The sequence below is a fragment of the Kitasatospora sp. NPDC057904 genome, assembly GCF_042887925.1.
Lineage (GTDB): Bacteria > Actinomycetota > Actinomycetes > Streptomycetales > Streptomycetaceae > Kitasatospora.
Genome location: NZ_JBHVOL010000012.1, coordinates 150,846 through 174,281 on the forward strand (window position 1 = coordinate 150,846; position 23,436 = coordinate 174,281).

Here is a 23,436-nt window from a genome sequence, read left to right on the forward strand (position 1 = left end):
TGAAGCGGCAAACCGCCGTCGTGTCCCAGATTATTGGCTTATGCGCATTTTCAGACCCTGCCCCCAAGCCGCCGGCGGCCCGACCCGGAGCGTCTGATGACCACGCCACCCCGCACGCGGAAACTGACCCCCCGTGAGGCAGAGGCCCTCGCCCAGCTCGTCGCCGGGCACCCCCTGCCCCGCGGCACCCGCGCCGCCCTGCGCCGCGCCATGGAGAAGCTGGGTGCCGCCACCGAGGCCGAGGCGGTGGCCCTGGCGAAGCGCCTCGGCGCGGACCCGGCCGAGGCGCCGTCAGCCGTCCGGCGGAAGCCCCCCGCCGAGGCCCAGGCCGAGACGGCGGCCCCGGCCAGGGCTGCTGCCCCGGCCAAGACGGCGGCACCCGCCAAGAGGGCGGCACCCGCCAAGACGGCCGCCCCGCCGGGCGAGCGCCCCCGATCCGCCGCCCGCGCCGAGGAGCAGCCGCGCCGCGAGCCCGGCAAGGTGCCCGGCCGCCCGACCGAAGGCACCGGCGGCGGCCTGGCCGCCGGCACCGCCCGCCCCGCCCCCGCCCCCGCCGAACAGCGGCGGATCCCCGCGAAGCGCCGCGAAGCCGGCGCGGAGCAGCGGCCCGGCGCGCGGCCGGCCGACCCCGGGCCGCGGACGGGCGCGCGCGACGACGCCGGCCCGGGAACGTTCGAGGAGCTGTACGAGGCCTCCCACACGCGGCTCGTCCAGCAGGTCTTCCTGCTGACGGCGTGCCGGCACCGGGCGGCGCACTGCGTGCGGCGGGCGTTCGGGGAAGCGCGGCGCGCGTGGGACGCGGTGGCGGGCTCCGGGAATCCGGAGGCGTGGGTGCGGGTGCGGGCGTCCGAGCTGGCGCTGTCGCCGTGGCACCGGGGCGGGCCGCGCCGGGCGCACGCGTGGCGGCTGCCGCACCGGCGGATCAAGGTGCGCCCGGCCGACGAGTCACAGGCGGTGCTGCCGGACCACGACCGCCTGACGGACCGGGACCGGGCCCTGCTGAAGGCGCTGAAGCGGTTGTCCCGGCCGCAGCGTCGCGCACTGGTGCTGCACGACGGGCTGGGGCTGCCGGCGGCGGCCGTCGCGGTGGAGGTGGAGTCGACGCTGGCCGCGGCGGAGGGGCGGGTGTGGGCGGCCCGGGCGGCGCTGGCGCAATGGGTGCCGGACCTGGCCGGGCCGGATCCGGCCGATCCCGGGTTCGCGGACCGGCTGAGCGGGCTGCTGCACCGGGCGGCCGTGCGCGGGTGCCCGGAGCCGCACCGGCCCGCGGTGCCGGTGCTCCGGGCCCGGCACGGGCTGCGGAGCCTGGTCCTGACGGGTGCGGCGGCGGCGCTGACGGCGTCGGTGGGCGGCGCGGCGATGATGACGCTGGTCGGCGGCCGTCCGGCGGTGCTGTTCCGGGAGCCGGAACCGCCGGCGCCGTCGGTGTGCGTCCAGGCGCCGGACGCGGCCGAGCCCGGGGTGCCGGTGGCGCCGGGCGGGCCGGCCGGCGGGATCAGCAGCCTGTGGTGCAGCCCGACGCCCGGGCTGGAGGCGGTGGTGGTGGACCCGCCGCCGCGCGCGATCGCGCTGTGGGAGCTGCCGGCGGCGGCCAAGGGGGCGGAGGCCCCGCCGCCGCAGGGACCGCCGAAGTGCGCCCGCTGGGCGCCGCTGCCCTGCACCCCGGCGCGCTGACGGGCCCCGCGAGAAGGCGAGTGCCCCCGCCCGGCGAACCGGGCGGGGGCACTCGTCGGCCGGGCTGGGGTCAGCCGGCGATGATCTCGCGCGCCAGGCGGGCGGTCTCGGACGGCGTCTTGCCGACCTTGACACCGGCGGCCTCGAGGGCCTCCTTCTTGGCCTGGGCGGTGCCCGAGGAGCCGGAGACGATGGCGCCGGCGTGGCCCATGGTCTTGCCCTCGGGGGCGGTGAAGCCCGCGACGTAGCCGACGACCGGCTTGGTGACGTGCTCGGCGATGTAGGCCGCGGCACGCTCCTCGGCGTCGCCGCCGATCTCACCGATCATGACGATGAGCTCGGTCTCCGGGTCCTCCTGGAACGCCTTGAGGGCGTCGATGTGGGTGGTGCCGATGACCGGGTCACCGCCGATGCCCACGGCCGAGGAGAAGCCGATGTCGCGCAGCTCGTACATGAGCTGGTAGGTCAGGGTGCCCGACTTCGAGACCAGACCGATCTTGCCGGAGGTGGTGATGTCGGCCGGGATGATGCCGGCGTTCGACTGTCCGGGGCTGATCAGGCCGGGGCAGTTCGGGCCGATGATCCGGGTCTTGTTGCCCTTGGAGCCGGCGTGGGCCCAGAAGGCGGCGGTGTCGTGCACCGGGACGCCCTCGGTGATGACGACGGCCAGGCCGATCTCGGCGTCGATGGCCTCGACGACGGCGGCCTTGGTGAACGCCGGCGGGACGAACAGGACGGAGACGTCGGCGCCGGTCTCCTTCATCGCCTCGGCGACGGAGCCGAAGACCGGGATCTCGGTGCCGTCGACGTCGACCGTGGTGCCGGCCTTGCGCGGGTTGACACCGCCGACGATCTGGGTGCCGGAGGCGAGCATGCGGCGGGTGTGCTTCATGCCCTCGGCGCCGGTCATGCCCTGGACGATGACCTTGCTGTCCTTGGTAAGGAAGATAGCCATGGTGTGAAAGTCCCCTTCCTTACTTGTTGGCCAGCTCGGCGGCGCGGTCAGCGGCGCCGTCCATGGTGTCCACGCGCTGGACCAGCGGGTGGTTGGCGTCGTCGAGGATCTTGCGACCCAGCTCCGCGTTGTTGCCGTCCAGGCGGACGACCAGCGGCTTGGAGACGTTCTCGCCCTTGCTCGCGAGGAGCTCCAGCGCCTGCACGATGCCGTTGGCGACCGCGTCACAGGCGGTGATGCCGCCGAAGACGTTGACGAAGACCGACTTGACGTCGGGGTCGCCCAGGATGATCTCCAGGCCGTTCGCCATGACCTCGGCGGACGCGCCGCCACCGATGTCGAGGAAGTTGGCGGGCTTGACGCCGCCGTGCTTCTCACCGGCGTAGGCGACCACGTCGAGGGTGCTCATGACGAGGCCCGCGCCGTTGCCGATGATGCCGACCTGGCCGTCGAGCTTGACGTAGTTCAGGCCCTTGGCCTTGGCGGCGGCCTCCAGCGGGTTGGCCGCGGCCTTGTCCTCCAGGGCCTCGTGCTCGGGCTGGCGGAACTCGGCGTTCTCGTCCAGGGAGACCTTGCCGTCGAGCGCGATGATCTTGCCGTCACCGGACTTGATCAGCGGGTTGACCTCGACGAGGAGGGCGTCCTCGGCGATGAAGACCTTCCACAGCTTCTGCAGGACCTCGGCGACCTGGTCGGCGACCTCGGCCGGGAACTTCGCCGCGGCGACGATCTCGGCGGCCTTCTCCGGGGTGCAGCCCTCGTTGGCGTCGACCGGGATCTTGGCGAGCGCGTCGGGGTTCTCCTCGGCGACGACCTCGATCTCCACGCCGCCCTCGACGCTGGCCATGGCCAGGAAGGTGCGGTTGGTGCGGTCCAGCAGGAACGAGACGTAGTACTCGTCCTTGATGTCGGCGGTCTGGGCGAGCATCACCTTGTGAACGGTGTGGCCCTTGATGTCCATGCCGAGGATCTGCTCGGCCTTGGCGACGGCGTCGGCCGGGTCGGCGGCGAGCTTCACGCCACCGGCCTTGCCACGGCCTCCCACCTTCACCTGAGCCTTGACGACGGCGCGGCCGCCGAAGCGCTCGGCGATGGCGCGAGCCGCTTCGGGGGTCTCGATGACGTCGCCGTCAAGCACGGGCACGCCGTGCTTGGCGAAGAGGTCCCTCGCCTGGTACTCGAACAGGTCCACGTGTTTGTCCTTGTTCGTGGTCGCGGATTGTGTCTCTACGAGCGTGCCACGGCAGGATCTTCGCTGCGGGTCGTCGGGGCGGTGCGGGTACGCAGAGGTACGGCCTTGCGGCCCACACAGCCACGGGCGCACACGTCAATCAACACGCGCGTCACGTCCGTCTGGCAGGTTATCCCCGTGGGACGGGACTCTTTCGCCCGGGACCGGCCCGTCTTTGGTGAGAACCGTCACAGACAGCCTAAAGCGGCGTGACAAACGCCCGGTCCACCCGTCGGGCGGATTCGCACGTCCGGGTGAATCCGACGGGCCGCCTGGTCAGAACCCCTGCCCGGCCCCCTCGATCAGGTGCCGGGGGATCGGCCGCTTCTCGATCGCCGCCGCCATGACGTCCGGGAAGGCGTCGGGGGTGCAGGCGAAGGCGGGAGCGCCGAGGGCGGCCAGGGCGGCGGCGTGGGCGTGGTCGTAGGAGGGGGCGCCCTCGTCGGAGAGCGCGAGCAGGGCGACGAACCGGACGCCGGCCGCCTTCATCGCGGCGACCCGCCGGAGCATCTCGTCCCGGACCCCGCCCTCGTAGAGGTCGCTGATCAGGACGACGATCGTCTCCGCCGGACGGGTGATCTTCGACTGGCAGTAGGCGAGGGCGCGGTTGATGTCGGTGCCGCCGCCGAGCTGCGTGGCGAACAGGACGTCGATCGGGTCGGTGAGCTGCTCGGTCAGGTCGACCACCGAGGTGTCGAAGACGACCAGCCGGGTGTCGAGTGTGCGCATCGAGGCGAGGACCGCGCCGAAGACGGCCGAGTGGACGACCGAGGCCGCCATCGAACCGGACTGGTCCACGCAGAGGATGACGTCCTTGCGGACGGCGCGCCGGGCGCGGGCGTGGCCGACCAGCCGCTCGGGGACGACGGTGCCGTGCTCGGGCAGGTGGTTCTTCAGGTTGGCCCGGATGGTGCGGTCCCAGTCGATGTCGCGGTGGCGCGGCCGGTGCACCCGGGCGCTGCGGTCGAGGGCGCCGCCCAGGGCGGACCTGGTCCGGTCGGCCAGTCGGCGCTCCAGGTCGGCCACCACCCGGCCGACGACGGCGCGGGCCGTCTCCCTGGTGGTCTCCGGCAGGGCGTGCTTGAGCGAGAGCAGGGTGCCGACGAGGTGGACGTCCGGCTCGACGGCGGCGAGCATCTCGGGCTCCAGCAGGAGCCGGTCCAGGCCGAGCCGGGTGATCGCGTCCTGCTGCATCAGCTGCACGACGGTGGACGGGAAGTAGCTGCGGATGTCGCCGAGCCAGCGGGCCACCTGCGGGGCCGAGCCGCCGAGCCCGGCGCCGCGGCGGCCGCCCCGGCCGGGCCGGGCGGTCTCGTCGGGGGCGGCCCGGTAGAGCGCGGCGAGCGCGCCGTCCATCGCGGCGTCGCGGCCGCGCAGCGCGCAGCCGGTGCCGTCGGCCTCGCCGCCGAGCACCAGGCGCCACCGGCGGAGGCGTTCGTCGGTCGTGGTCGTCATGTGCTCCTCCTTCACGAGGGCTTTCGAGGGGAACGGCTCAACTGTCGCGGCCGGCGGCCTGCCGGGGGATGAACGGCCGGACGCCCAGCAGCAGGGCCACCACCGGCACGGCGGCGTCGGCCCTGGCCCGGTCCAGCTCGCCGGCGGCGGGCTCGCCGGACGGCTCGGCGTCGAGCGGGCCGGCCGCGACCCGGGCACCGACGGTGCTGCGCACGCCCGCCTCCAGGCCGCTGAAGGTGCGGCGCAGCAGCGGCAGGACGTCGGTGAAGGTCGTGTCGGAGACGCCGGTCAGCCACTCGTCGAGCAGCGCGAGCAGCCGGGGGTCGTGCAGCAGCAGGGCGCCGCCGCCGGAGAGGAAGCCCTCGACCCAGCCGGCCGCGTCCGCCGGTGCGCCGGCGGCGGACAGCACCAGGCGCAGGCGGCGGCCGGCCTCCTCGGTGTCGAGCCGGCCGTCGTCCAGCAGCAGCCGGACGGCGCGCCCGCGCAGCAGGCCGGGGACCCCGGTGGCCGGGCCGCCGGCGGGCTCGCGGCGGGCCAGCGCGTGCAGGGCGGCGGCCCAGCGGTCGGCGAGGCCGTCCGCGGCGAGCAGGCCGACGGCGCCGTGCACCTCGTCGAGCCGGGCGCGCAGGTCCGCCGCGCTCGCGGCGTCCAGGCCGACGCACGCGGGCGGCAGGCCGACGCAGACGCGGTCGGCCAGACCGGTGGCGGCCTCCTTGAGCGCGCCGTGGTCGGTGCCGCGCACGTCGCCGTAGCGCAGCGCGCGGACGAGGGCGGGCAGGGCGCCGGCCAGGTGGGCCACGTCGGTGTCGAGGGCGGCGCAGTCGGCGAGCACCCGCATGACGGCGGGCAGGGCGGTGGACAGGCCGGCCAGCAGGCAGGTCTCCACCAGGCCGGTGAGCTGTCCGAGTTCGCCGGCCGCGCGGGCGGTGGCGACGGCCTTCGCGGTGGCCGCGTCCTCGACCGTGGTGCCCCACTGGGCGGCCTCCGCGATCCGGACCGCGAACTCGGGCTGCCAGCACAGCCGCCAGCTCTCCCGGAAGGTGCCGGTCGAGGCGACGGCGGAGCGCGCGGGCACGCCCCACTCGACGCCCAGCAGCCGCAGCCGGTGCAGCAGGCGGGAGCGGGCGGCGTCGGTGTCCTTGCGCAGGTCGAGGTCGAGGTCCCGGGGCGCGGCCGCGGGCTTGAGGCGCAGCGTGCGCTGCAGCCGGGCGAGGTCGCGCTGGAGCGGCACCGCCGGTGCGGCGTCCGGGACCTCGCCGAGGGCGTCGCCGATCACCAGGCGGTCGCGGACGAGCTCCAGCGCGACGTCCGAGCCGTCGCACATGACCGCGCGGACGGCGTCCAGCGTCTCGGTGAGCCCGGCCAGCGGGCGGCCGCGCAGGGCGGCGAGGGTCTCGGCGAGCCGGACCGCCTCGATGACGTGCGCGGACGAGACCGGGTGGTCCTCGGCGCGGAGCAGCTCGGCGGCGCGGGCGAGCCAGCGCGGCACCGGGTCGGCCCCGGCCGCGTACAGGTGGTGGTACCAGCCGGGCGACTCGATGCCCGCGCCGTACCCGGCGGACTGGGCGAGCCTGCGGTGCGTCCAGGGCACCCAGGTGATGTCCGTCCTGGTCTTCTTCGGCAGCTGCGCGAGCAGCGCCCGGTCGTGGGCGACGGTCGGCAGCTCGGCGAGGGCGGGCACGTGGAAGGCCCCGCAGACGACGGCGATCCGCCGGTGCCCGGCCCGCCGGGCGGCCCGGATCTGCCGGCGCATGTACGCCTCGCGCACGAGGTCCCGGCGGGACTCGGCGAGGCCCTCGGCGCGCAGTGCGGCCATCGCCTCGGCGACGGCCGCGAACGGCGCCAGGGCGTCGGCGCCGGGCGCGCGGTGCTCGACGACGTCCTCCCACCAGCGCTCCGGGTCGTCGTGGCCGGCGGCCTCGGCGAGCAGGGCGATCGGGTCGGCGGCGGGCTCGTCGGCGGCCGCAGGCTCGTCGGCGGCTCCAGCACCGTCGGCGGCGGCCTCGTCGGCGAAGCCGTACGCGGCGGGCAGGTCGATGAAGCGGACCGGCAGCTCCCGCTCCACCGCGTACCGGATCGCCACCCACTCCGGGGAGAACTCGGCGTACGGCCAGAACGCGGCCCGGGCCGGGTCGTCCACCGCGTGGGCGAGCAGCGCGACGGGCGGCACCATGTCCTTCTCGGCGGCCAGCCCGATGATGCCGTCGGCCTCGGGCGGACCCTCGATCAGCACCGCGTCCGGCGCGAGCCGTGCGAGGGCGGCGCCCACCGCCCGGGCCGAGCCGGGGCCGTGGTGGCGGACCCCGAGCAGGGTCACGTCCGGGGTGCTCGTGCCCGGTGCGGTCGGGCCCGGGGAGGTCATGCGGCCACCTCGCGGGCGGCGCGGTAGAAGTCCTTCCAGCCGTCGCGCTCGCGCACCACCCCTTCGACGTACTCGCGCCACACCGCCCGGTCCGCGACCGGGTCGCGGACGACGGCGCCGACGATGCCCGCCGTCACGTCCGCGGCGCGCAGGACGCCGTCGCCGAAGTGGGCGGCCAGGGCGAGGCCGTTGGTGACCACCGAGATCGCCTCGGCCGTGGACAGCGTGCCGCCCGGCGTCTTGACCTTCGTCCGGCCGTCGACCGTGATCCCCGCGCGCAGCTCGCGGAAGACCGTCACGACCCGCCTGATCTCCTCGGCGCCGCCGGGCAGTTCGGGCAGGTCCAGGGAGCGGCCGAGCTGGCTCACCCGGCGGGTGACGATGTCGACCTCCTCCTCCAACGAGGCAGGCAGCGGCAGCACGACGGTGTTGAAGCGGCGCCGCAGCGCGCTGGACAGCTCGTTGACGCCGCGGTCCCGATCGTTCGCGGTGGCGATCACGTTGAAGCCGCGCACGGCCTGCGTCTCGGAGCCCAGTTCCGGCACCGGGAGCGTCTTCTCGGACAGGACGGTGATCAGGGCGTCCTGCACGTCGGCCGGGATCCTGGTCAGCTCCTCGATGCGGGCGAGCTTGCCGTCCGCCATCGCCCGCATGACGGGCGAGGGCACCAGGGCCTCCCGGCTGGGCCCGTTGGTGAGCAGCTGGGCGTAGTTCCAGCCGTAGCGGACGGCCTCCTCGGGGGTGCCGGCGGTGCCCTGCACGAGCAGGGTGGAGTCGCCGCCGATCGCGGCGGCCAGGTGCTCGGACACCCAGGTCTTGGCGGTGCCCGGCACGCCGAGCAGGAGCAGCGCGCGGTCCGTCGCCAGCGTCGTGACGGCGACCTCCACGATGCGGCGCGGGCCGACGTACTTGGGCGTGATCCGGGTGCCGTCGGGCAGTTCGCCGCCGAGCAGGTACGTCGCCACGGCCCAGGGCGAGAGCTTCCAGCGCTCGGGGCGCGGACGGTCGTCCTGCGCGGCCAGGGCGGCCAGTTCACCGGCGAAGGCGTCCTCGGCGTGCTGCCGCAGAACGTCGGTCATGGGGGCTCCTTCGGGTCGGCCGCCGGGCACGGTGACGGCGGGGCGGCGGGTGACGGGAGGGCAACTCCGGCCTGCGGGAGCCACCCTGCACCCGGGCACTGACAATCCGCGGCGGGCGGTGAGGAAGTGTCAGCGCCCCCGCCTACGGTCGGTGCCATGGAGGAACGCTGGAGCACCGAACACGTCCTGTCCCTGGCGCCTGACGCCGCGTCGCAGAAGGCGGCCGGCAAGCTCTCCACGCCCGCGCCCTGGTCGGCCCAGGGCACCGACGGCGCCGCGGTCTGGGGCGAGTGCGGGGGCAGCGGCAGCACGCCGTACCGCACCGTGGTCGAGCTCGCCACGCCCGCTTACCAGTGCAGTTGCCCGAGCCGGAAGTTCCCGTGCAAGCACGCGCTCGGACTCCTCCTGCTGTGGAGCGGCACCCCGCAGGCCGTCCCCGCCGCCGAGCCCGCCGACTGGGCGGCAGCCTGGCTCGACGCCCGCCGCGAGCGGGCCGAGCAGCGCGCCGCCGCCCCCGCCGCCGCCCCCGCGGGCCCCGCCGATCCGGCCGCCGCCCGCCGCCGGGCCGAGCGGCGCGGCGCCCGGGTCGCCGCCGGCGCGGCCGAGCTGCGGCTGCGGCTCGCCGACGGGATCCGGCACGGCCTGGCCGACCGGTCCGCCGCCGGTCCGTGGGAGGAGGTGGCGGCGCGAATGGTCGACGCCCAGGCGCCGGGCCTCGCCGCCCGGGTCCGCGAGCTGGACGGCCTCCCGCAGGAGCGGCTCCTGGAGGAGTACGCGATGCTCCACCTGCTCGCCACCGCCGCCACCCGGCTCGACGAGCTGCCCACCGGGCTGGCGGCGACGGTGCGGACGAGGGTCGGCTACACCACCGACGCCGCCGAACTGCTCGCCGGGCCCACGGTCCGGGACCGCTGGCTCGTCCTCGGCAGCCGGACCGCGCCCATGGGCGAGGGCGGGGACGACCGGCTCACCACCCGCCGGCTCTGGCTGCGCGGCGCCAAGACCGGCCGCCCGGCCCTGCTGCTCGCCTTCGGCCGCCCCGGCCAGGCCCCCGACCTCGCCCTGCCCACCGGCCACGCGCTGGAGGCCGAGCTCGCCTTCCACCCCGGCGCCCGTCCGCTGCGCGCCGCCCTCGGCACCCGGTACGGCGCCCCCGCGCCCGGCCCGGCCGCCCCGCCGGACGGCCTGTCCGTCGCCGAGGCGGTGGCCGGCTACGGCACCGCCGTCGCCGACGACCCGTGGCTGGACGCCTGGCCCACCGTCCTCACAAGCGTCGTCCCCGTCCTCACCCCGGACGGCTGGCGCCTGACGGACGGCCACCACACCGTCCCCGTCCGCCCCGCGGCCGTCCCGGAGGCCGCCCTGTGGCGCCTGGCCGCCGTGTCCACCGGCCGCCCGCTCACCGTCTTCGGCGAGTACGGCCACCAGGGCTTCGCCCCGGTCACCGCCTGGCCCGGCGACGACCACCGCCCCATAGGCCTGACCACCGTCTAGGAGCAGAACATGACGACCGCCCAGGACCCGTGGGAGACCCTCCACACCACCGCCCTCCTCGGCACCGACCGCCGCCGGCTCCCCGACACCGCCCTGCCCCTCGGCGGGTCCGTGGACCGGGACGACCCGGCCACCGCCCTGCTGGAGCTCGCCGCGCTCGCGACCGTCCGGCGCCGCGCGGGCGCCCTGCCCGCCCCGGCCGCGGAGCCGCCGGACCCGCCCGCCCCGCAGGACGGCCGCCCCGAGCTGCCCCCTGCGGCGGCCCGGCGGCTCGCCGTCCTGCTCGCCGCCCGCACCACCGGCGGCACCGGCACCCTCGCCAACCTCACCGAGCTGCTGCCGCAGTGGCTCGCCGCCGCCCGCGAGCGGGGCCTGCGCCCGCCGGCCGCCCTGGTGCCCGCCCTGCTCGACGCCTCCCGAGCCCGCAGCGAACTGCGCCAGGACGGCGTCGCCCTGGCCGGTCCCCTCGGCCGCTGGCTGGCCGTGCGGAACCCGGACTGGCGCTACGTCCTGCGCACCACGCCGCCCGGCGCGCCGCCGGAGCCCGCGGACGACCGCCTGTGGCACGAGGGCCTGTTCGCCGAGCGCGTCACCCACCTCACGCTGCTGCGCCGCCGCGATCCGGCGGCCGGCCTCGCCCTGCTGCGGAGCACGTGGCCGACCGAGCGCGCCGAGGACCGGCTGCTCTTCCTGGACGCCCTCCAGGACGGCCTCTCCCCCGAGGACGAGCCGTTCCTGGAGGCCGCCCTCGGCGACCGCAGCAAGAACGTCCGGGCGACGGCCGCCGAGCTGCTCTCCACCCTCCCCGGCTCCGCGCTCGCCCGGCGGATGGCCGTCCGCGCCACCGCCGCCGTCCGCCTCGCCGATCCGGGCACACACCTGCTGGTCACCCCGCCCGCCGAGTGCGACGCGGCCATGGAGCGCGACGGCATACCCCCCAAGTCACCGACCGGGCGCGGCGAACGGGCCTGGTGGTTCGGCGAGGTGGTCGCGGCGGCGCCGCTCGCCACCTGGCCCGAGACGACGGGCCTGACACCGGACCAGCTGCTCGCCCTGCGGGTCGGCGACAGCATCGACGAGACCAGCAGCAGCTGGGCCGACGACCTCCGCGAGGCCTGGGCCCGCGCCGCCGTCCGCCAGCACGACCCCGACTGGGCCCGCGCGCTGCTCGGCCCGGCGCCCGTCCCGCCCGTCCGCGGCGCGGGCCGGGCGCGGGCGCCGCGGGCCACCGGCGCGCCCGCCAAGCTGCTGTCCGTCCTGCCGCCCGCCGAACGGGCCGCCTGGACGGCCGCGTTCATCGAGGTGCACGGCCTGGGCGAGGCCTTCCAGCTGCTCGGCGCGTGCACCACGCCGTGGACGCCGCCGCTGTCCACCGCGGTCGTCACCGCACTGTCCCGCGCCGCCGCCTCCGGGGCGTACCCGTGGAGCCACAGCGGCGTGCTCGGGATGACTGAGCGCGCGCTGGCCCCGGAGACGGCCGGCGCCGTCGAGGAGCTGGCCGCCGGCACCACACCGGACTCGGCGTGGGCCGAGACCTTCGCCCGCCTCGCCGGGACGCTCCGCTTCCGGGAGGCGATGCTCGCCGAGCTCGGGGCGTGAGCCCGGCCCGGCGCGTGAGCCCGGGTCCGGGGCCTGAGCCGAGCCCGGCCCCCGGCCCGAGTCGAGCCCCGGGCACGAGAAAGCGGGCCGGCCCCCGCCCGGGGACCGGCCCGCTCACCCGACGATGAGGGCGGAGATCAGCCCGCCGCGCGGAGGTTGGCCTCGACCCAGGCGACGACGTCCCGGGTCGGGGTGCCCGGGGTGAAGATGTCCGCGACGCCCATCGCCTTCAGCTCGGCGATGTCCTCGTCCGGGATGATCCCGCCGCAGAACACCTTGATGTCGGCCGCGTCGCGCTCCTTCAGCAGTTCCAGCACCCGCGCGCACAGCGTCATGTGGGCGCCCGAGAGGATCGACAGGCCGATGCCGTCCGCGTCCTCCTGGATCGCGGTGTCCACGACCTGCTCGGGCGTCTGGTGCAGCCCGGTGTAGATGACCTCCATGCCGGCGTCGCGCAGGGCGCGCGCGATGACCTTGGCGCCGCGGTCGTGACCGTCCAGCCCCGGCTTGGCCACCACCACACGGATCGGCCCTGACACACCCATGACTGCCTCCTGGACCTCGTCGTCCACCAACCCACCCGGCCTCGTGGGCCGTGGGCGCGTTAACGGTCAATAACCAACCTGAGGGGAGGTTAGCGCCACCCGGGCCGGTTGGCCGTGCCACCCCTCAAGAGGAGGGCAAAATCACAGGCCCACCCCTTCCTACCAGTGGGTATACCCACCTCCGGGCAATCGCACGGACCCCCGCGCGACCTCTTGACAAGCGGAGGTTTTTCGGGGGCACGGAACGTACGGATACAGTCACGCCTGTTTTCCCTCGCCCGACGACGTGACCGAGGCCCACCGAGGAGGCAGCCCCCGATGGCTCCCGACGCAGCCGCCCGTCCGACCCGTGCGGAGCTGCGCGTGGCCGCCCGGGAGCAGTCCCGCGCGCAGCGGCGCGGCGCCGCCAAGGCGGCCACCCGGGCCGCGCTGTTCCGGGTCGCGGTGCCGTCGGTGGCCGCGCTCGGGGTCGCCGCGGCCGCGGCGATCACGGTGGTGCAGGACGAGGCCGGCCGGGTGCCCCCGCAGGCGACGGCGGCCGACGCCCCCGACAGCACCGCCGCCACGGCCACCAAGGTCACCGCCCAGCAGGCCGTCGCGGCCGGCGGCGACCACTCCCAGGCCTCGCGCGGCGACGCCCGCCAGCCGCTGACCGGCGCCCAGCCGACGGACGCCCCGACCGCCCAGCCGACGCCGCCGCCCGCCCCGCAGCCGAAGGTCGTCATGCCGGTCGCCCAGCACGGCCTCGGCGAACTGTTCGGCGCGGCCGGCACCCACTGGGCCAACCGCCACACCGGCATCGACTTCCCGGTGGACGGCGGCTCCGAGGTCTACGCCGTCGCCGACGGCACGATCCGCACGCAGTGGAACCCGTTCTACGGCTACATGTCGATACTGAAGATGAACGACGGCACCGAGGCCTGGTTCTGCCACCTGCGCGGCTACAAGGTCCGCAAGGGCCCGGTGAAGCAGGGCGACCTCATCGCCTTCGTCGGCAGCAGCGGCAACAGCACCGGCCCGCACCTGCACTTCGAGATCCGGCCGCCGGGCAGCGGGCCGGTCGACCCGCTGCCGTGGTTCCTCTCGAACGGCCTGGACCCGCGCTAGCGGGCCGGGCCGGCTCGAAGGGCCCGGGCCTGCCAGCGCGGTGGCACTAGAGCTTCTCCACCGGCGCGTAGCGCAGGAGCAGCTGCTTGCGCCCCTCCGTGCCGAAGTCCACCGTGGCCTGGGCCCGGTCGCCGACACCCGTGACGGTGACCACCGTGCCCAGCCCGAAGGTGTCGTGGGTGACCCGGTCCCCGACCGCGAGCGAGACGGCCTCGCGCTCCACGACCTTGCCCGAGCGCCGCGCCGACTGCCCCCAGCCCGCCTTCGGCGAGGCCGAGGCCGACGAGCCCGCCCGCGAACCGCCGCCCCCGGAGGAGGACTTGCCCCACGAGGAGCCCGAGGAGAAGCCCCGCGCGGCCGGCGCCTGCGCCGCCCCCGTCCGCTTCCACTCCACCAGGTTCTCCGGGATCTCCTCCAGGAACCGCGAGGCCGGGTTGTACGCGGGCTGCCCCCACGCGCTGCGCAGCACCGAGCGGGTCAGGTAGAGCCGCTCGCGCGCCCGGGTCAGCCCGACGTACGCGAGGCGGCGCTCCTCCTCCAGCTCCTTGACCTGGTTGAGGGCCCGCATGTGCGGGAAGATGCCGTCCTCCATGCCGGTCAGGAAGACCACCGGGAACTCCAGGCCCTTGGCGGTGTGCAGGGTCATCATCGTGATGACGCCCCGGCCCTCCTCGTCCTCGTCCGGGCTTCCTCCTTCGGTCCCGTACTGCTTCGCATCCGGGATCTGGTCGGAGTCGGCGACCAGCGCGACCCGCTCCAGGAAGTCGGCCAGCGAGCCGACCGGCGGCGCGCCGTCCTCGCCGGCGTCCGGCCGCTCGCCCGGGTCCTGCTCGTACTCCAGGGCGACGGAGGCGAGTTCCTGCAGGTTCTCCACCCGGGTCTCGTCCTGCGGGTCGGTGGAGGACTGGAGCTCGGCCAGGTAGCCGGTCTCCTCCAGGACGGCCTCCAGCACCGCCGCCGGGCCCGCGCCCGACTCGACGACCTGGCGCAGCCCGGCCATCAGGGTGTTGAACTTCTTGACCGCGTTGGCCGAGCGCGCGGCCATCCCGTACGCCTCGTCGACCCGCAGCAGCGCCTGGGGGAAGGAGATCCGCTCCCGCGAGGAGAGCGCGTCGATCATCGCCTCGGCCCGCTCGCCGATGCCGCGCTTGGGCACGTTGAGGATCCGGCGCAGCGGCACGGTGTCCTCGGGGTTGGAGAGCACCCGCAGGTACGCGAGGACGTCCCGGACCTCCTTGCGCTCGTAGAAGCGCACCCCGCCGACGACCTTGTACGGCAGGCCGACCCGGATGAACACCTCCTCGAACACGCGGGACTGGGCGTTGGTGCGGTAGAAGATCGCGACGTCGCCGGGCTTGGCCTCGCCCTTGTCGGTGAGCCGGTCGATCTCGTCGGCGATGAACTGGGCCTCGCCGTGCTCGTCGTCGGCGACGTAGCCGACGACCTTCTCGCCGTGGTCGCCGGCCGTCCAGAGCTTCTTCTCGCGCCGGTTGGCGTTGCGCTCGATGACGGCGTTGGCGGCGCTCAGGATCGTCTGCGTGGAGCGGTAGTTCTGCTCCAGCAGGATCGTCGTCGCGTTCGGGTAGTCCTCCTCGAACTGGAGGATGTTGCGGATGGTCGCGCCGCGGAAGGCGTAGATCGACTGGTCCGCGTCACCGACGACGCACAGCTCGGCGGGCGGCACCTCGGCGAGGTGCGCGGCGGCCGGGTTCACGAACTCCCCGTCCACGGTGCGCTTCGGCGCGGCGGCGACGGAGCCGCCGCTCAGCTCCCGGACCAGCATGTACTGGGCGTGGTTGGTGTCCTGGTACTCGTCGACCAGGATGTGCCGGAAGCGCCGGCGGTAGTGCTCGGCGACGTCGGGGAAGGCCTGGAGCAGGTTCACCGTCGTCATGATGATGTCGTCGAAGTCGAGCGCGTTGGCCTCGCGCAGCCGCCGCTGGTAGAGCGCGTACGCCTCGGCGAGCTTCTTCTCCATCGGGTTGGCGGCCTGGTCGGCGAAGGTCTCCTCGTCGATCAGCTCGTTCTTGAGGTTGCTGACCTTCGCCGTGAAGGACTTCGGCGGGAACTGCTTGGGGTCCAGGTCGAGGTCGCGGCAGACCAGCGACATCAGCCGCTGGGAGTCGGCCGAGTCGTAGATCGAGAAGCTGGACGTGAAGCCCAGCACCTTGGACTCGCGGCGCAGGATCCGCACGCACGCGCTGTGGAAGGTGGAGACCCACATGGCCCGGGCGCGCGGGCCGACCAGCTGCTCGACGCGCTCGCGCATCTCGCCGGCGGCCTTGTTGGTGAAGGTGATCGCCAGGATCTCGCCCGGCTGCACGCCGCGGGCGCCGAGCAGGTGGGCGATGCGGTGGGTGAGCACCCGGGTCTTGCCGGAGCCGGCGCCGGCCACGATGAGCAGCGGCGAGCCGGCGTGCAGGACGGCCTCGCGCTGGGGGTCGTTCATGCCCTCCAGCAGCTGGGCCGGGTCGACCACCGTCCGGGCGGCGCCGTTGCGGTACCAGGCGTCGCGCTCGGCCGCGGCGGCGTGGTCCGTGTGGAAGAGCCCCTCCGGGATCGCCTCCTCGTACGCGTCGTACGGGACGTCGTCCTCGAACGGCGGGGGCTCCTCGTCGAGGGGAGTGGCGGCGGGCTGCTTCGACCCGGCGGCGGGGGCCTCGAAACCGGGGAGCGGGAGGTCGTCAAAGAGGCTACTCATGGCACTCCGAGTCTATGGCCCCGCACCGACAAGCCCGCCCGGCCCGGGCAGACCCATCGGTGCGGGGCCGGGGGCGGACGGGCTCGTGCGGACGGTGCTCAGACCAGGCGGCGCGCGGTGGCCCAGCGGGTGAGCTCGTGCCGGTTGCTCAGCTGGAGCTTGCGCAGGACGGCGGAGACGTGGCTCTCGACCGTCTTCACCGAGATGAACAGCTGCTTGGCGATCTCCTTGTACGCGTACCCGCGCGCGATCAGCCGCAGCACCTCGCGCTCGCGCTGGGTGAGGCGGTCGAGGTCCTCGTCGACCGGCGGGGTGTCGGTGGCCGCGAAGGCGTCCAGGACGAAGCCCGCGAGCCGGGGCGAGAACACCGCGTCGCCGTCGGCGATCCGGAAGATCGCGTTGACCAGGTCGTTCCCCGTGATCGTCTTGGTGACGTAGCCGCGAGCACCGCCGCGGATGACGCCGATGACGTCCTCGGCCGCGTCCGACACCGACAGCGCGAGGAACTTCACCGACTGCTCGCCGGTCATCACCCCCGCCGAGCGCCGCAGCACCTCGACGCCGCCGCCACCGGGCAGGTGGACGTCGAGCAGCACGACGTCCGGCCGGGTCTCGGCGACGACGCGGACCGCCGACTCGACGTCGTCCGCCTCCCCGACCACGTCGATGCCGGTCTCCGCGGTGCGCCCGATCTCGGCCCTGACCCCGGTCCGGAACATCCGGTGGTCGTCCACCAGCACGACCCGAGCGGTGCGCTCCGGCGCTGCCTCAGTCATTCGTTCTCTCCATCTCCAGCTCGACCTCGGTGCCGCCGTCCGGCGCGGGCCGCACCCGGGCGGTGCCGCCGTTGCGCTTCATCCGGCCGATGATCGACTCCCGTACGCCCATCCGGTCCTCGGGCACCGTGTCGGGGTCGAAGCCGGGGCCGTGATCGCGCACGAACACCGACACCGTCCTCCCCTCGACCTCCGCGTACACCTGGACCGGTCCCCCGCCACCGTACTTGGCCGCGTTGACGGTCGCCTCCCTCGCGGCCTGCATCTGTGCCGCGATCTTCTCGTCCATCGGGCAGTCGCCGACGATCACGAGCTCGACCGGGACGCCGTGCCGGTCCTCGACCTCGGCGACGACCGAGCGCAGGGTCTCCGCCATCGTCTCCGGCGCGGCCTCGGCGGCGGCCTCCGGGCGGTACAGCCACAGCCGCAGCTCGCGCTCCTGCGAGCGGGCCAGCCGCAGCACCTCCTTGGGGTCCTCGGCCCGGCGCTGGATCAGGGTGAGGGTGTGCAGCACCGAGTCGTGGATGTGCGCCGCGATCTCGGCGCGCTCCTGGGCGCGGATGCGGGCGGTCCGCTCGGCCCCGAGGTCCTGCCAGAGCCGCAGCCCGTACGGGCCGAGCAGCACGAGCACGCCGGCGAGCACCGCGATCGAGGCCTCGATGACCGAGCCGAGCGTCGAGTCGCTGGTCTGCATCGCGAGCAGGGCGATCGTGCCGGCCACCGCGAGCAGGACGCCCGCGCCGACCCGGGTGTAGGCGCCGCGCCGCTTCTCCCCCTCCTCCAGGCCGAACCAGCGCTGCCAGCGCGAGTCGTCGGCCTGCCGCCACACCAGCGCGACGCCGACGCCGATCGCCAGCAGCGGCCAGGTGTACGGCTTGGCGGTCTGCCAGCCGAGGACGTTGAGCAGCGCGATCACGCCGATGACGACCATGACCAGCGCGGCGAGCTGGCCGAGGCCGCCCTTGGCCGGGCGGGCGGAGGCCTCGCCCTCGGTGGCGGCGGCGGTCTGCACGACCGGCTCGCCCTGCAGGGCGTGCTGGAGCAGTTCGCGCAGCCGGCCGACCCAGCCCGTGCCGGCCCCCGGTTTGGTCAGCGGAGCGCTCGGCCCCTGCCACTGCGCGGCGGGCACGAACGTGCCGTTGACGTACACCCAGTGCGCGCCGCGCCGCGAGGGCTCGCCGATGCCGATCGGCACCACGAACCAGAACGCCGCGTACAGCAGCCCGCCGATCCCCTGCGCGAAGAACAGCAGCACGAACGCCAGCCGGACCCACCGCACCGGCAGCCCGAGGTGCACCGCGAGGCCGTGCGCGACGCCGCCGAGCATCCGCCCGTGCGGGCTGCGGTAGAGCCGGCGGTAGGGCGGACGGCCACCGTCGGACGCGTTCGGGTCGCCGCCCGACGGCGGCGGGGCGTCGGGGGCGAGGGGACGGGGATCGGTACCGGGTGCTGCCACGCCACCGATGGTTCCACGCGGGCGCCCGCGGGCGCATCAGGGTGGGTCCCTACCGCTTATCAGGGACAAGTCAGGGTGCGGACAGGGCTGGTACCGGTTGGGCCCGGCGGCCCGGCCCGGGAGGATGGTGCCCATGACCGAGGACCACCGCATCCAGGACGCCGGGCCCGCCGCCCCGCCGGAACCCGACCGCCCGCCGCTGACCCGGGCCGAGCACCACCGCGTGGTGGCCGGCGTCTGCGGCGGCCTCGGGCGCCACCTGGACATCGACCCGGTGGTCTTCCGCGTCGTCACCGTCGTGCTCTGCCTCTCCGGCGGGCTCGGCCTGTTCCTGTACGGCCTGGCCTGGCTGGTCGTCCCGACCGAGGGCTCGCCGGACGGCCGGGGCGCCGGCCGCGGCGGGCGCACCGAGCTCCAGCGGGTGCTCACCGGCCGGGTGGACGGCCAGTCGGTCGGCGCGGTGCTCCTGACCGTCATCGGCACCGGGGTGTTCTTCTCCTCGATGGGCGACGGCGACCAGATGCTCCCGCTGCTGCTGCTCGCCGGGCTGGTCTTCCTGGCGGTGCGCTACGACCCGGAGCGCCGCAAGGCCCGGGCCCGCGGACGCCGCCGCGGCGGCCCGTACGACCGCTACTTCCCCGAGGCCGAGGCACCCGGCTCCCCGTACGTCTGGCCCCGGCAGGACGTGCCGCAAGACGAGTCGGCCCGCGCCCGGCACGCCGCCATGGGGGTCCCCCCGGCCGAAGGCTGGGGGAGCGCCGCCGGCACCGTCCCCGCGGACACCCCCGCCCCCGGCCCCACCGGCTACCTGTGGGACCCGCGCCACCCGGAGCGGAACCCGTACGGCACCACGGCCACGCCGCCCAGGAGCGGCGCGCCGAAGACCGGCGCCACGCCCCCGTACGGCACCCCGGTGCCCCCGCCCGGCACGCCGTCCCAGCCGTGGTGGCAGCGCACCGACCTGCCGGAGGGGGACCCGCTGCGCAAGGCCGGCCCCGCGGCGCCGCCGAAGCCGACCGTGGTCCGTCACCCGAAGGAACGCTCGGCGCTCGGCTTCTTCGGATTCCTGCTGGCGATCGGCGCGGGCGCCGCGGTCTGGTCCGCCACCGTCGGCCACAACAGCATCACCGTGGTGAGCTCGACCGTCCTGGCCACCGCCCTGCTGGTGGTCGGTCTGACCCTGCTGGTCGGCGCGAAGTTCGGCCGGGCCCGCAAGCTGGCCGCGATCGGCCTGCTGCTCACCCTGGGCCTGGCCTTCGTCGGCCGCTCGCCGAACTCGCTGCAGAACGCCTTCGGCGACCGCACCTGGACGGTCGCCTCGGCGTCCCAGCTCAAGGAGAAGTACGGCCTCGGGGCCGGCCAGGCCCGGCTCGACCTGAGCGCGCTCGACCCGGCCGGGGCCGAGCTCTCCAGCCGGGTGGAGATGGGCGCGGGCGACCTGACGGTCGTGGTGCCCTCCGACGTCACCGTCAACGTGGTCACCCAGATGGCGCTCGGCAGCATCAGCGTCCCCGGCAGCGACGGGAACGACAGCACCGGCCGCCACACCTACGAGATCCACCCCGGCACCGACCGGCCGTCCAAGGGCACGCTCGACCTCATGCTGGAGGTCGGACTCGGCAACATCAAGGTGGTCCAGAAGTGAGGAAGCACCGGATCGACCTGTTCTCGCTGATCGCGGGCGCGCTGTTCACCGTGATCGCGGTGGTCTACCTGGTCGCGGCGGTCAACGACCAGTCGGTGAACGGACGGATCGTCATCCCCGTCACCTTCATCGTGCTCGGCGCCGGCGGCCTGGCCGGCGCGGTCGCGGCGGTGGCCCGCCGCGGCCGGTCCGACGACGGGGACTAGGGCCGGCGGCTCAGCTCTGCTGCGGGCCGAGGTTCAGCTTTTCGCCGCTCTTCGTGACGGTGTACTTCGCGAGCGGCTTGGTGGCCGGACCGTTGACCACCGCGCCGGTGGCCGCGTCGAACCGCGAGCCGTGGCACGGGCAGTACAGCTGGCCGTTCTTGGGGGCGTCCACCGCGCAGCCGGAGTGCGTGCAGACCGACGAGAGGCCGCAGTACTGGCCCGCCTTGGGCTGGACGATGTAGACGGCGTCGCCCGTCGCCGGGTCCTTGACCTGGGCCGAGCCGCCGACCGGCACGCTCGCGGCGGCCACCGAGGGGGCCGGCCCGGGGGGCGCGGAAGGGGTCGCGACCGGGGCGGCGGACTGCTTCGGCGCCGCCGCCTTGTCCCGCCCGAAGGTCCGGGTGAGCGAGCCGGTCAGCAGCCCGGCGCCGCCGATCGCGACGGCGGCGATCCCGCCGTCCATCAGGGCCCGGCGCCGCACGTGCTCCTCGCCCAGCCCGCGCTCGCGGTCCCGCCCGGCGCGCCGGGCGAGGTAGCCGTCCACCGAGAGCTCCGGGGTGCCGGCCAGCAGGAGCGGCGTCCAGGCCAGCAGGTAGACCAGGTCGTTGCCGAGGTAGTACGGCGAGACGTTCCAGCTGACGGTCAGCCACAGGCTCAGGCTGATCGCCGCGCCGCCGAGCGCCGCCACCCGGCCCCACAGGCCGAGCAGCGTGCCGAGGCCGACGGCCAGCTCGCCGAAGGCCACGAGGAGCGCGAACAGGGTCGGCGCGTCCAGCGCGGGGCCGAGCAGGAAGGAGACGGGGCTGGCGGCCCGGACGGCCTGCGTCTGCGAGACGAACGACGCCGGATCGCCGGCCCCGGCCAGGTAGTGCGCGTCGGACAGCTTGTCGAGGGCCGCGTAGACGAAGGTGACGCCGAGGAAGAGCCGCAGCGGCAGCATCGCGAACCGGGTCGCGAACGCCCGCCGCTGGGCCGCCCGGTCCGCCCGTCCGGCCGCGCCCCCGCCGACCGCCACGGAGTTGCCAGCCTCCGACATGCCTCACACCTTCCCTCGCGGCCTGCCGCTCCTGACAGGTCCGGTCCGCATTCTGCCCGCTCGTGAACGCTTTCGGTGGGAGGTCCACCTCACGCGGACCCCCCGGAACCGCCGACGGCCGCGCCGTCGCCCCCTCTCAAGGGAACGACGGCGCGGCCGTTCAGGCTCCGGTCCGGCGTCGGACACCCGGGCCGGCGGGAGTGCCTACTCCCACTCGATGGTGCCCGGCGGCTTGCTGGTGACGTCCACGACGACGCGGTTCACGTCGCGGACCTCGTTGGTGATGCGGGTCGAGATGCGGGCCAGCACGTCGTACGGCAGGCGCGACCAGTCCGCGGTCATGGCGTCCTCGGAGGACACCGGACGCAGCACGATCGGGTGACCGTAGGTGCGGCCGTCGCCCTGCACGCCCACGCTGCGCACGTCGGCGAGCAGCACGACCGGGCACTGCCAGATCTCGCGGTCCAGGCCGGCCGCGGTCAGCTCCTCGCGGGCGATGGCGTCGGCCTCGCGCAGCAGGTCCAGGCGCTCCTCGGTGACCTCGCCGACGATGCGGATGCCGAGGCCCGGGCCCGGGAACGGCTGGCGCTGGACGATCTCCTCCGGCAGGCCCAGCTCCTGGCCGACCATCCGGACCTCGTCCTTGAACAGCTTGCGCAGCGGCTCGACCAGCTGGAACTGGAGGTCCTCGGGCAGGCCGCCGACGTTGTGGTGGGACTTGATGTTGGCGGTGCCGGTGCCGCCGCCGGACTCCACGACGTCCGGGTACAGGGTGCCCTGGACCAGGAAGTCGACCGACTCGCCCTGCTCGCCGGCCTCGGCGATGATCTCGGCCTGGGCCTGCTCGAAGACCCGGATGAACTCGCGGCCGATGATCTTGCGCTTCTCCTCGGGGTCGGTGACCCCCTTCAGCGCGTCCAGGAAGCGCTCGGCCGCGTCGACGACCTTCAGCTGCACGCCGGTGGCCGCGACGAAGTCCTTCTCGACCTGCTCGGTCTCGCCCTTGCGCATCAGGCCGTGGTCGACGTAGACGCAGGTCAGCTGGTCGCCGATGGCCTTGTTGACCAGGGCCGCGGCGACCGCGGAGTCCACGCCGCCGGACAGGCCGCAGATCGCCCGCTTGGTGCCGACCTGCGCGCGGATCAGCGCGACCTGCTCCTCGACGACGTTGCCCGTCGTCCAGGTCGGGGCGAGGCCGGCGCCGCGGTAGAGGAAGTGCTCCAGGATCTGCTGGCCGTGGTCGGAGTGCAGCACCTCGGGGTGGTACTGGACGCCGTAGAGCCGGGCCTCGTCGTTCTCGAAGGCCGCGACCGGCACCACGTCGGTGGAGGCGGTGACGGTGAAGCCCTCGGGCGCCGCGGAGCAGGCGTCGCCGTGCGACATCCACACCGAGTGCTTCGCCGGGACGCCCTCGAACAGGGTGGAGCCGGAGCGGCTGACGGTCAGCGGGGTGCGGCCGTACTCGCGGGCGCCGCTGTTGTCGACGGTGCCACCGAGCGTCTTGGCCATCAGCTGGAAGCCGTAGCACATGCCGAACACCGGGACGCCGGCCTCGAAGATCGCACGGTCGAGCTGCGGCGCGCCCTCCTCGTAGACCGAGGACGGGCCGCCGGACAGGATGATCGCCTTCGGGTTCTTGGCGAGCATCTCGGCGACCGGCATGGAGCTCGGCACGATCTCGCTGTAGACCCGGGCCTCACGCACCCGGCGGGCGATGAGCTGGGCGTACTGGGCACCGAAGTCGACGACCAGCACGGTGTCGGTCTCAGGTACGGACTGGACGGGAATTGCAGCGGACACAGACGGCCTTCCGGCAGCGGTATCGAGGGTGTCGCTCGGCACGCGTCCCGGGCAGGGGCCACGACGGCGACGGGTGGGGGTGTCTGAGCCCGATTCTACCGGGCTGCCCGGTTTCACTCGTCTGCACGTCCAAGCGGCCGTGACCGGACGGGCTCGCGCTTCGTTGCTTCACACGACGTGCGACCGCGCCGCGCCCGCCAGACGCGCCGCCTCCGCCCCGGGCGCGGGGCGCCGCCGCGCGTCACGCAGGACCACGCGTGGAGCTCCATTCCAGTCCACCGGCGCACGTGGCGCCGCCGTCGTTCCGGCCAGACC

General features: G+C 74.9%; 17 protein-coding genes. 6 read left to right on the forward strand and 11 right to left on the reverse strand.

The features are described 5' to 3' along the window. Window positions 1-96: 96 nt before the first annotated feature. On the forward strand, window positions 97-1,674 hold the full coding sequence (locus tag ACFVSN_RS28310) for a hypothetical protein (RefSeq protein WP_387956809.1): 1,578 nt from the start codon (window positions 97-99) through the stop codon (window positions 1,672-1,674). 70 nt (window positions 1,675-1,744) lie between these two features. Here the strand turns inward: ACFVSN_RS28310 and sucD are convergent, their stop codons facing one another. The 5 genes from sucD to ACFVSN_RS28335 form a co-directional block, all read right to left on the reverse strand. Further along, window positions 1,745-2,629, reverse strand: a complete 885-nt coding sequence (gene sucD / locus ACFVSN_RS28315; protein ID WP_380438985.1) for a succinate--CoA ligase subunit alpha — start codon at window positions 2,627-2,629, stop codon at window positions 1,745-1,747. Between the two features lie 19 nt (window positions 2,630-2,648). Next, window positions 2,649-3,821, reverse strand: a complete 1,173-nt coding sequence (sucC, locus tag ACFVSN_RS28320) for an ADP-forming succinate--CoA ligase subunit beta (RefSeq protein ID WP_359962397.1) — start codon at window positions 3,819-3,821, stop codon at window positions 2,649-2,651. A gap of 315 nt (window positions 3,822-4,136) precedes the next feature. Beyond that, window positions 4,137-5,315 (reverse strand): vWA domain-containing protein, encoded by a 1,179-nt coding sequence (locus tag ACFVSN_RS28325; protein ID WP_380505462.1) that lies wholly within the window; start codon window positions 5,313-5,315, stop codon window positions 4,137-4,139. A 37-nt stretch (window positions 5,316-5,352) separates the two neighbouring features. Then, window positions 5,353-7,677, reverse strand: a complete 2,325-nt coding sequence (locus ACFVSN_RS28330; protein WP_387601855.1) for a DUF5682 family protein — start codon at window positions 7,675-7,677, stop codon at window positions 5,353-5,355. After that, complete coding sequence (locus tag ACFVSN_RS28335; protein ID WP_380438979.1) at window positions 7,674-8,756, reverse strand: AAA family ATPase; 1,083 nt, start codon at window positions 8,754-8,756, stop codon at window positions 7,674-7,676. Before ACFVSN_RS28335 ends, ACFVSN_RS28330 begins: the two co-directional genes overlap by 4 nt. 156 nt (window positions 8,757-8,912) lie before the next feature. Here ACFVSN_RS28335 and ACFVSN_RS28340 point away from each other — a divergent pair, with 156 nt between their 5' ends. After that, the gene (locus ACFVSN_RS28340) at window positions 8,913-10,250 is read left to right on the forward strand and encodes an SWIM zinc finger family protein (protein ID WP_387956810.1); all 1,338 of its coding nucleotides are present in this window, start codon (window positions 8,913-8,915) and stop codon (window positions 10,248-10,250) included. A 9-nt stretch (window positions 10,251-10,259) separates the two neighbouring features. Next, window positions 10,260-11,849, forward strand: a complete 1,590-nt coding sequence (locus tag ACFVSN_RS28345) for a DUF5691 domain-containing protein (protein ID WP_387956811.1) — start codon at window positions 10,260-10,262, stop codon at window positions 11,847-11,849. 137 nt (window positions 11,850-11,986) lie between these two features. Here ACFVSN_RS28345 and ACFVSN_RS28350 read toward each other — a convergent pair whose 3' ends face one another. Next, window positions 11,987-12,394, reverse strand: a complete 408-nt coding sequence (locus ACFVSN_RS28350; RefSeq protein WP_153460947.1) for a cobalamin B12-binding domain-containing protein — start codon at window positions 12,392-12,394, stop codon at window positions 11,987-11,989. Between the two features lie 318 nt (window positions 12,395-12,712). On the opposite strand from ACFVSN_RS28350, the gene ACFVSN_RS28355 reads away from it, so the two are divergent. Then, window positions 12,713-13,501 carry a M23 family metallopeptidase gene (locus ACFVSN_RS28355; protein WP_387602581.1) on the forward strand — a complete coding sequence of 263 codons (789 nt, stop codon included), beginning with the start codon at window positions 12,713-12,715 and terminating at the stop codon, window positions 13,499-13,501. 46 nt (window positions 13,502-13,547) lie between these two features. Here ACFVSN_RS28355 and pcrA read toward each other — a convergent pair whose 3' ends face one another. The 3 genes from pcrA to ACFVSN_RS28370 form a co-directional block, all read right to left on the reverse strand. Continuing rightward, on the reverse strand, window positions 13,548-16,202 hold the full coding sequence (gene pcrA / locus ACFVSN_RS28360; RefSeq protein WP_380438971.1) for a DNA helicase PcrA: 2,655 nt from the start codon (window positions 16,200-16,202) through the stop codon (window positions 13,548-13,550). Between the two features lie 98 nt (window positions 16,203-16,300). Continuing rightward, window positions 16,301-16,978: a response regulator transcription factor gene (locus tag ACFVSN_RS28365; RefSeq protein WP_329927624.1), complete on the reverse strand. Its 678-nt coding sequence runs from the start codon at window positions 16,976-16,978 to the stop codon at window positions 16,301-16,303. After that, entirely contained in the window at window positions 16,971-18,434 is a 1,464-nt protein-coding gene (locus ACFVSN_RS28370; protein WP_380499233.1) for a PspC domain-containing protein, read from the reverse strand. The genes ACFVSN_RS28365 and ACFVSN_RS28370 overlap by 8 nt, the downstream gene beginning before the upstream one ends. A gap of 133 nt (window positions 18,435-18,567) precedes the next feature. Here ACFVSN_RS28370 and ACFVSN_RS28375 point away from each other — a divergent pair, with 133 nt between their 5' ends. Both ACFVSN_RS28375 and ACFVSN_RS28380 read left to right on the forward strand, forming a co-directional pair. Then, a complete protein-coding gene (locus tag ACFVSN_RS28375; RefSeq protein WP_380438965.1) occupies window positions 18,568-20,079 on the forward strand; it encodes a PspC domain-containing protein in 1,512 nt (503 codons plus the stop codon). Continuing rightward, a complete protein-coding gene (locus ACFVSN_RS28380; protein ID WP_380438963.1) occupies window positions 20,076-20,285 on the forward strand; it encodes a hypothetical protein in 210 nt (69 codons plus the stop codon). The genes ACFVSN_RS28375 and ACFVSN_RS28380 overlap by 4 nt, the downstream gene beginning before the upstream one ends. A gap of 10 nt (window positions 20,286-20,295) precedes the next feature. On the opposite strand, the gene ACFVSN_RS28385 is transcribed toward ACFVSN_RS28380, so the two are convergent. Together ACFVSN_RS28385 and guaA are read right to left on the reverse strand one after the other, a co-directional pair. Next, window positions 20,296-21,321, reverse strand: coding sequence for a Rieske 2Fe-2S domain-containing protein (locus ACFVSN_RS28385; RefSeq protein ID WP_380438961.1), 1,026 nt, complete (start codon window positions 21,319-21,321; stop codon window positions 20,296-20,298). 204 nt (window positions 21,322-21,525) lie between these two features. Beyond that, the gene (gene guaA, locus ACFVSN_RS28390; protein ID WP_380438959.1) at window positions 21,526-23,121 is read right to left on the reverse strand and encodes a glutamine-hydrolyzing GMP synthase; all 1,596 of its coding nucleotides are present in this window, start codon (window positions 23,119-23,121) and stop codon (window positions 21,526-21,528) included. Window positions 23,122-23,436: the final 315 nt, after the last annotated feature.

Coding starts and splice junctions, on each gene's coding strand:
- ACFVSN_RS28310 (WP_387956809.1), top strand. CDS start 97: ATGACCACGCCACCCCGCACGCGGAAACTGACCCCCCGTGAGGCAGAG.
- sucD (WP_380438985.1), bottom strand. CDS start 2,629: ATGGCTATCTTCCTTACCAAGGACAGCAAGGTCATCGTCCAGGGCATG.
- ACFVSN_RS28325 (WP_380505462.1), bottom strand. CDS start 5,315: ATGACGACCACGACCGACGAACGCCTCCGCCGGTGGCGCCTGGTGCTC.
- ACFVSN_RS28330 (WP_387601855.1), bottom strand. CDS start 7,677: ATGACCTCCCCGGGCCCGACCGCACCGGGCACGAGCACCCCGGACGTG.
- ACFVSN_RS28335 (WP_380438979.1), bottom strand. CDS start 8,756: ATGACCGACGTTCTGCGGCAGCACGCCGAGGACGCCTTCGCCGGTGAA.
- ACFVSN_RS28340 (WP_387956810.1), top strand. CDS start 8,913: ATGGAGGAACGCTGGAGCACCGAACACGTCCTGTCCCTGGCGCCTGAC.
- ACFVSN_RS28345 (WP_387956811.1), top strand. CDS start 10,260: ATGACGACCGCCCAGGACCCGTGGGAGACCCTCCACACCACCGCCCTC.
- ACFVSN_RS28350 (WP_153460947.1), bottom strand. CDS start 12,394: ATGGGTGTGTCAGGGCCGATCCGTGTGGTGGTGGCCAAGCCGGGGCTG.
- ACFVSN_RS28355 (WP_387602581.1), top strand. CDS start 12,713: ATGGCTCCCGACGCAGCCGCCCGTCCGACCCGTGCGGAGCTGCGCGTG.
- pcrA (WP_380438971.1), bottom strand. CDS start 16,202: ATGAGTAGCCTCTTTGACGACCTCCCGCTCCCCGGTTTCGAGGCCCCC.
- ACFVSN_RS28365 (WP_329927624.1), bottom strand. CDS start 16,978: ATGACTGAGGCAGCGCCGGAGCGCACCGCTCGGGTCGTGCTGGTGGAC.
- ACFVSN_RS28375 (WP_380438965.1), top strand. CDS start 18,568: ATGACCGAGGACCACCGCATCCAGGACGCCGGGCCCGCCGCCCCGCCG.
- ACFVSN_RS28385 (WP_380438961.1), bottom strand. CDS start 21,321: ATGTCGGAGGCTGGCAACTCCGTGGCGGTCGGCGGGGGCGCGGCCGGA.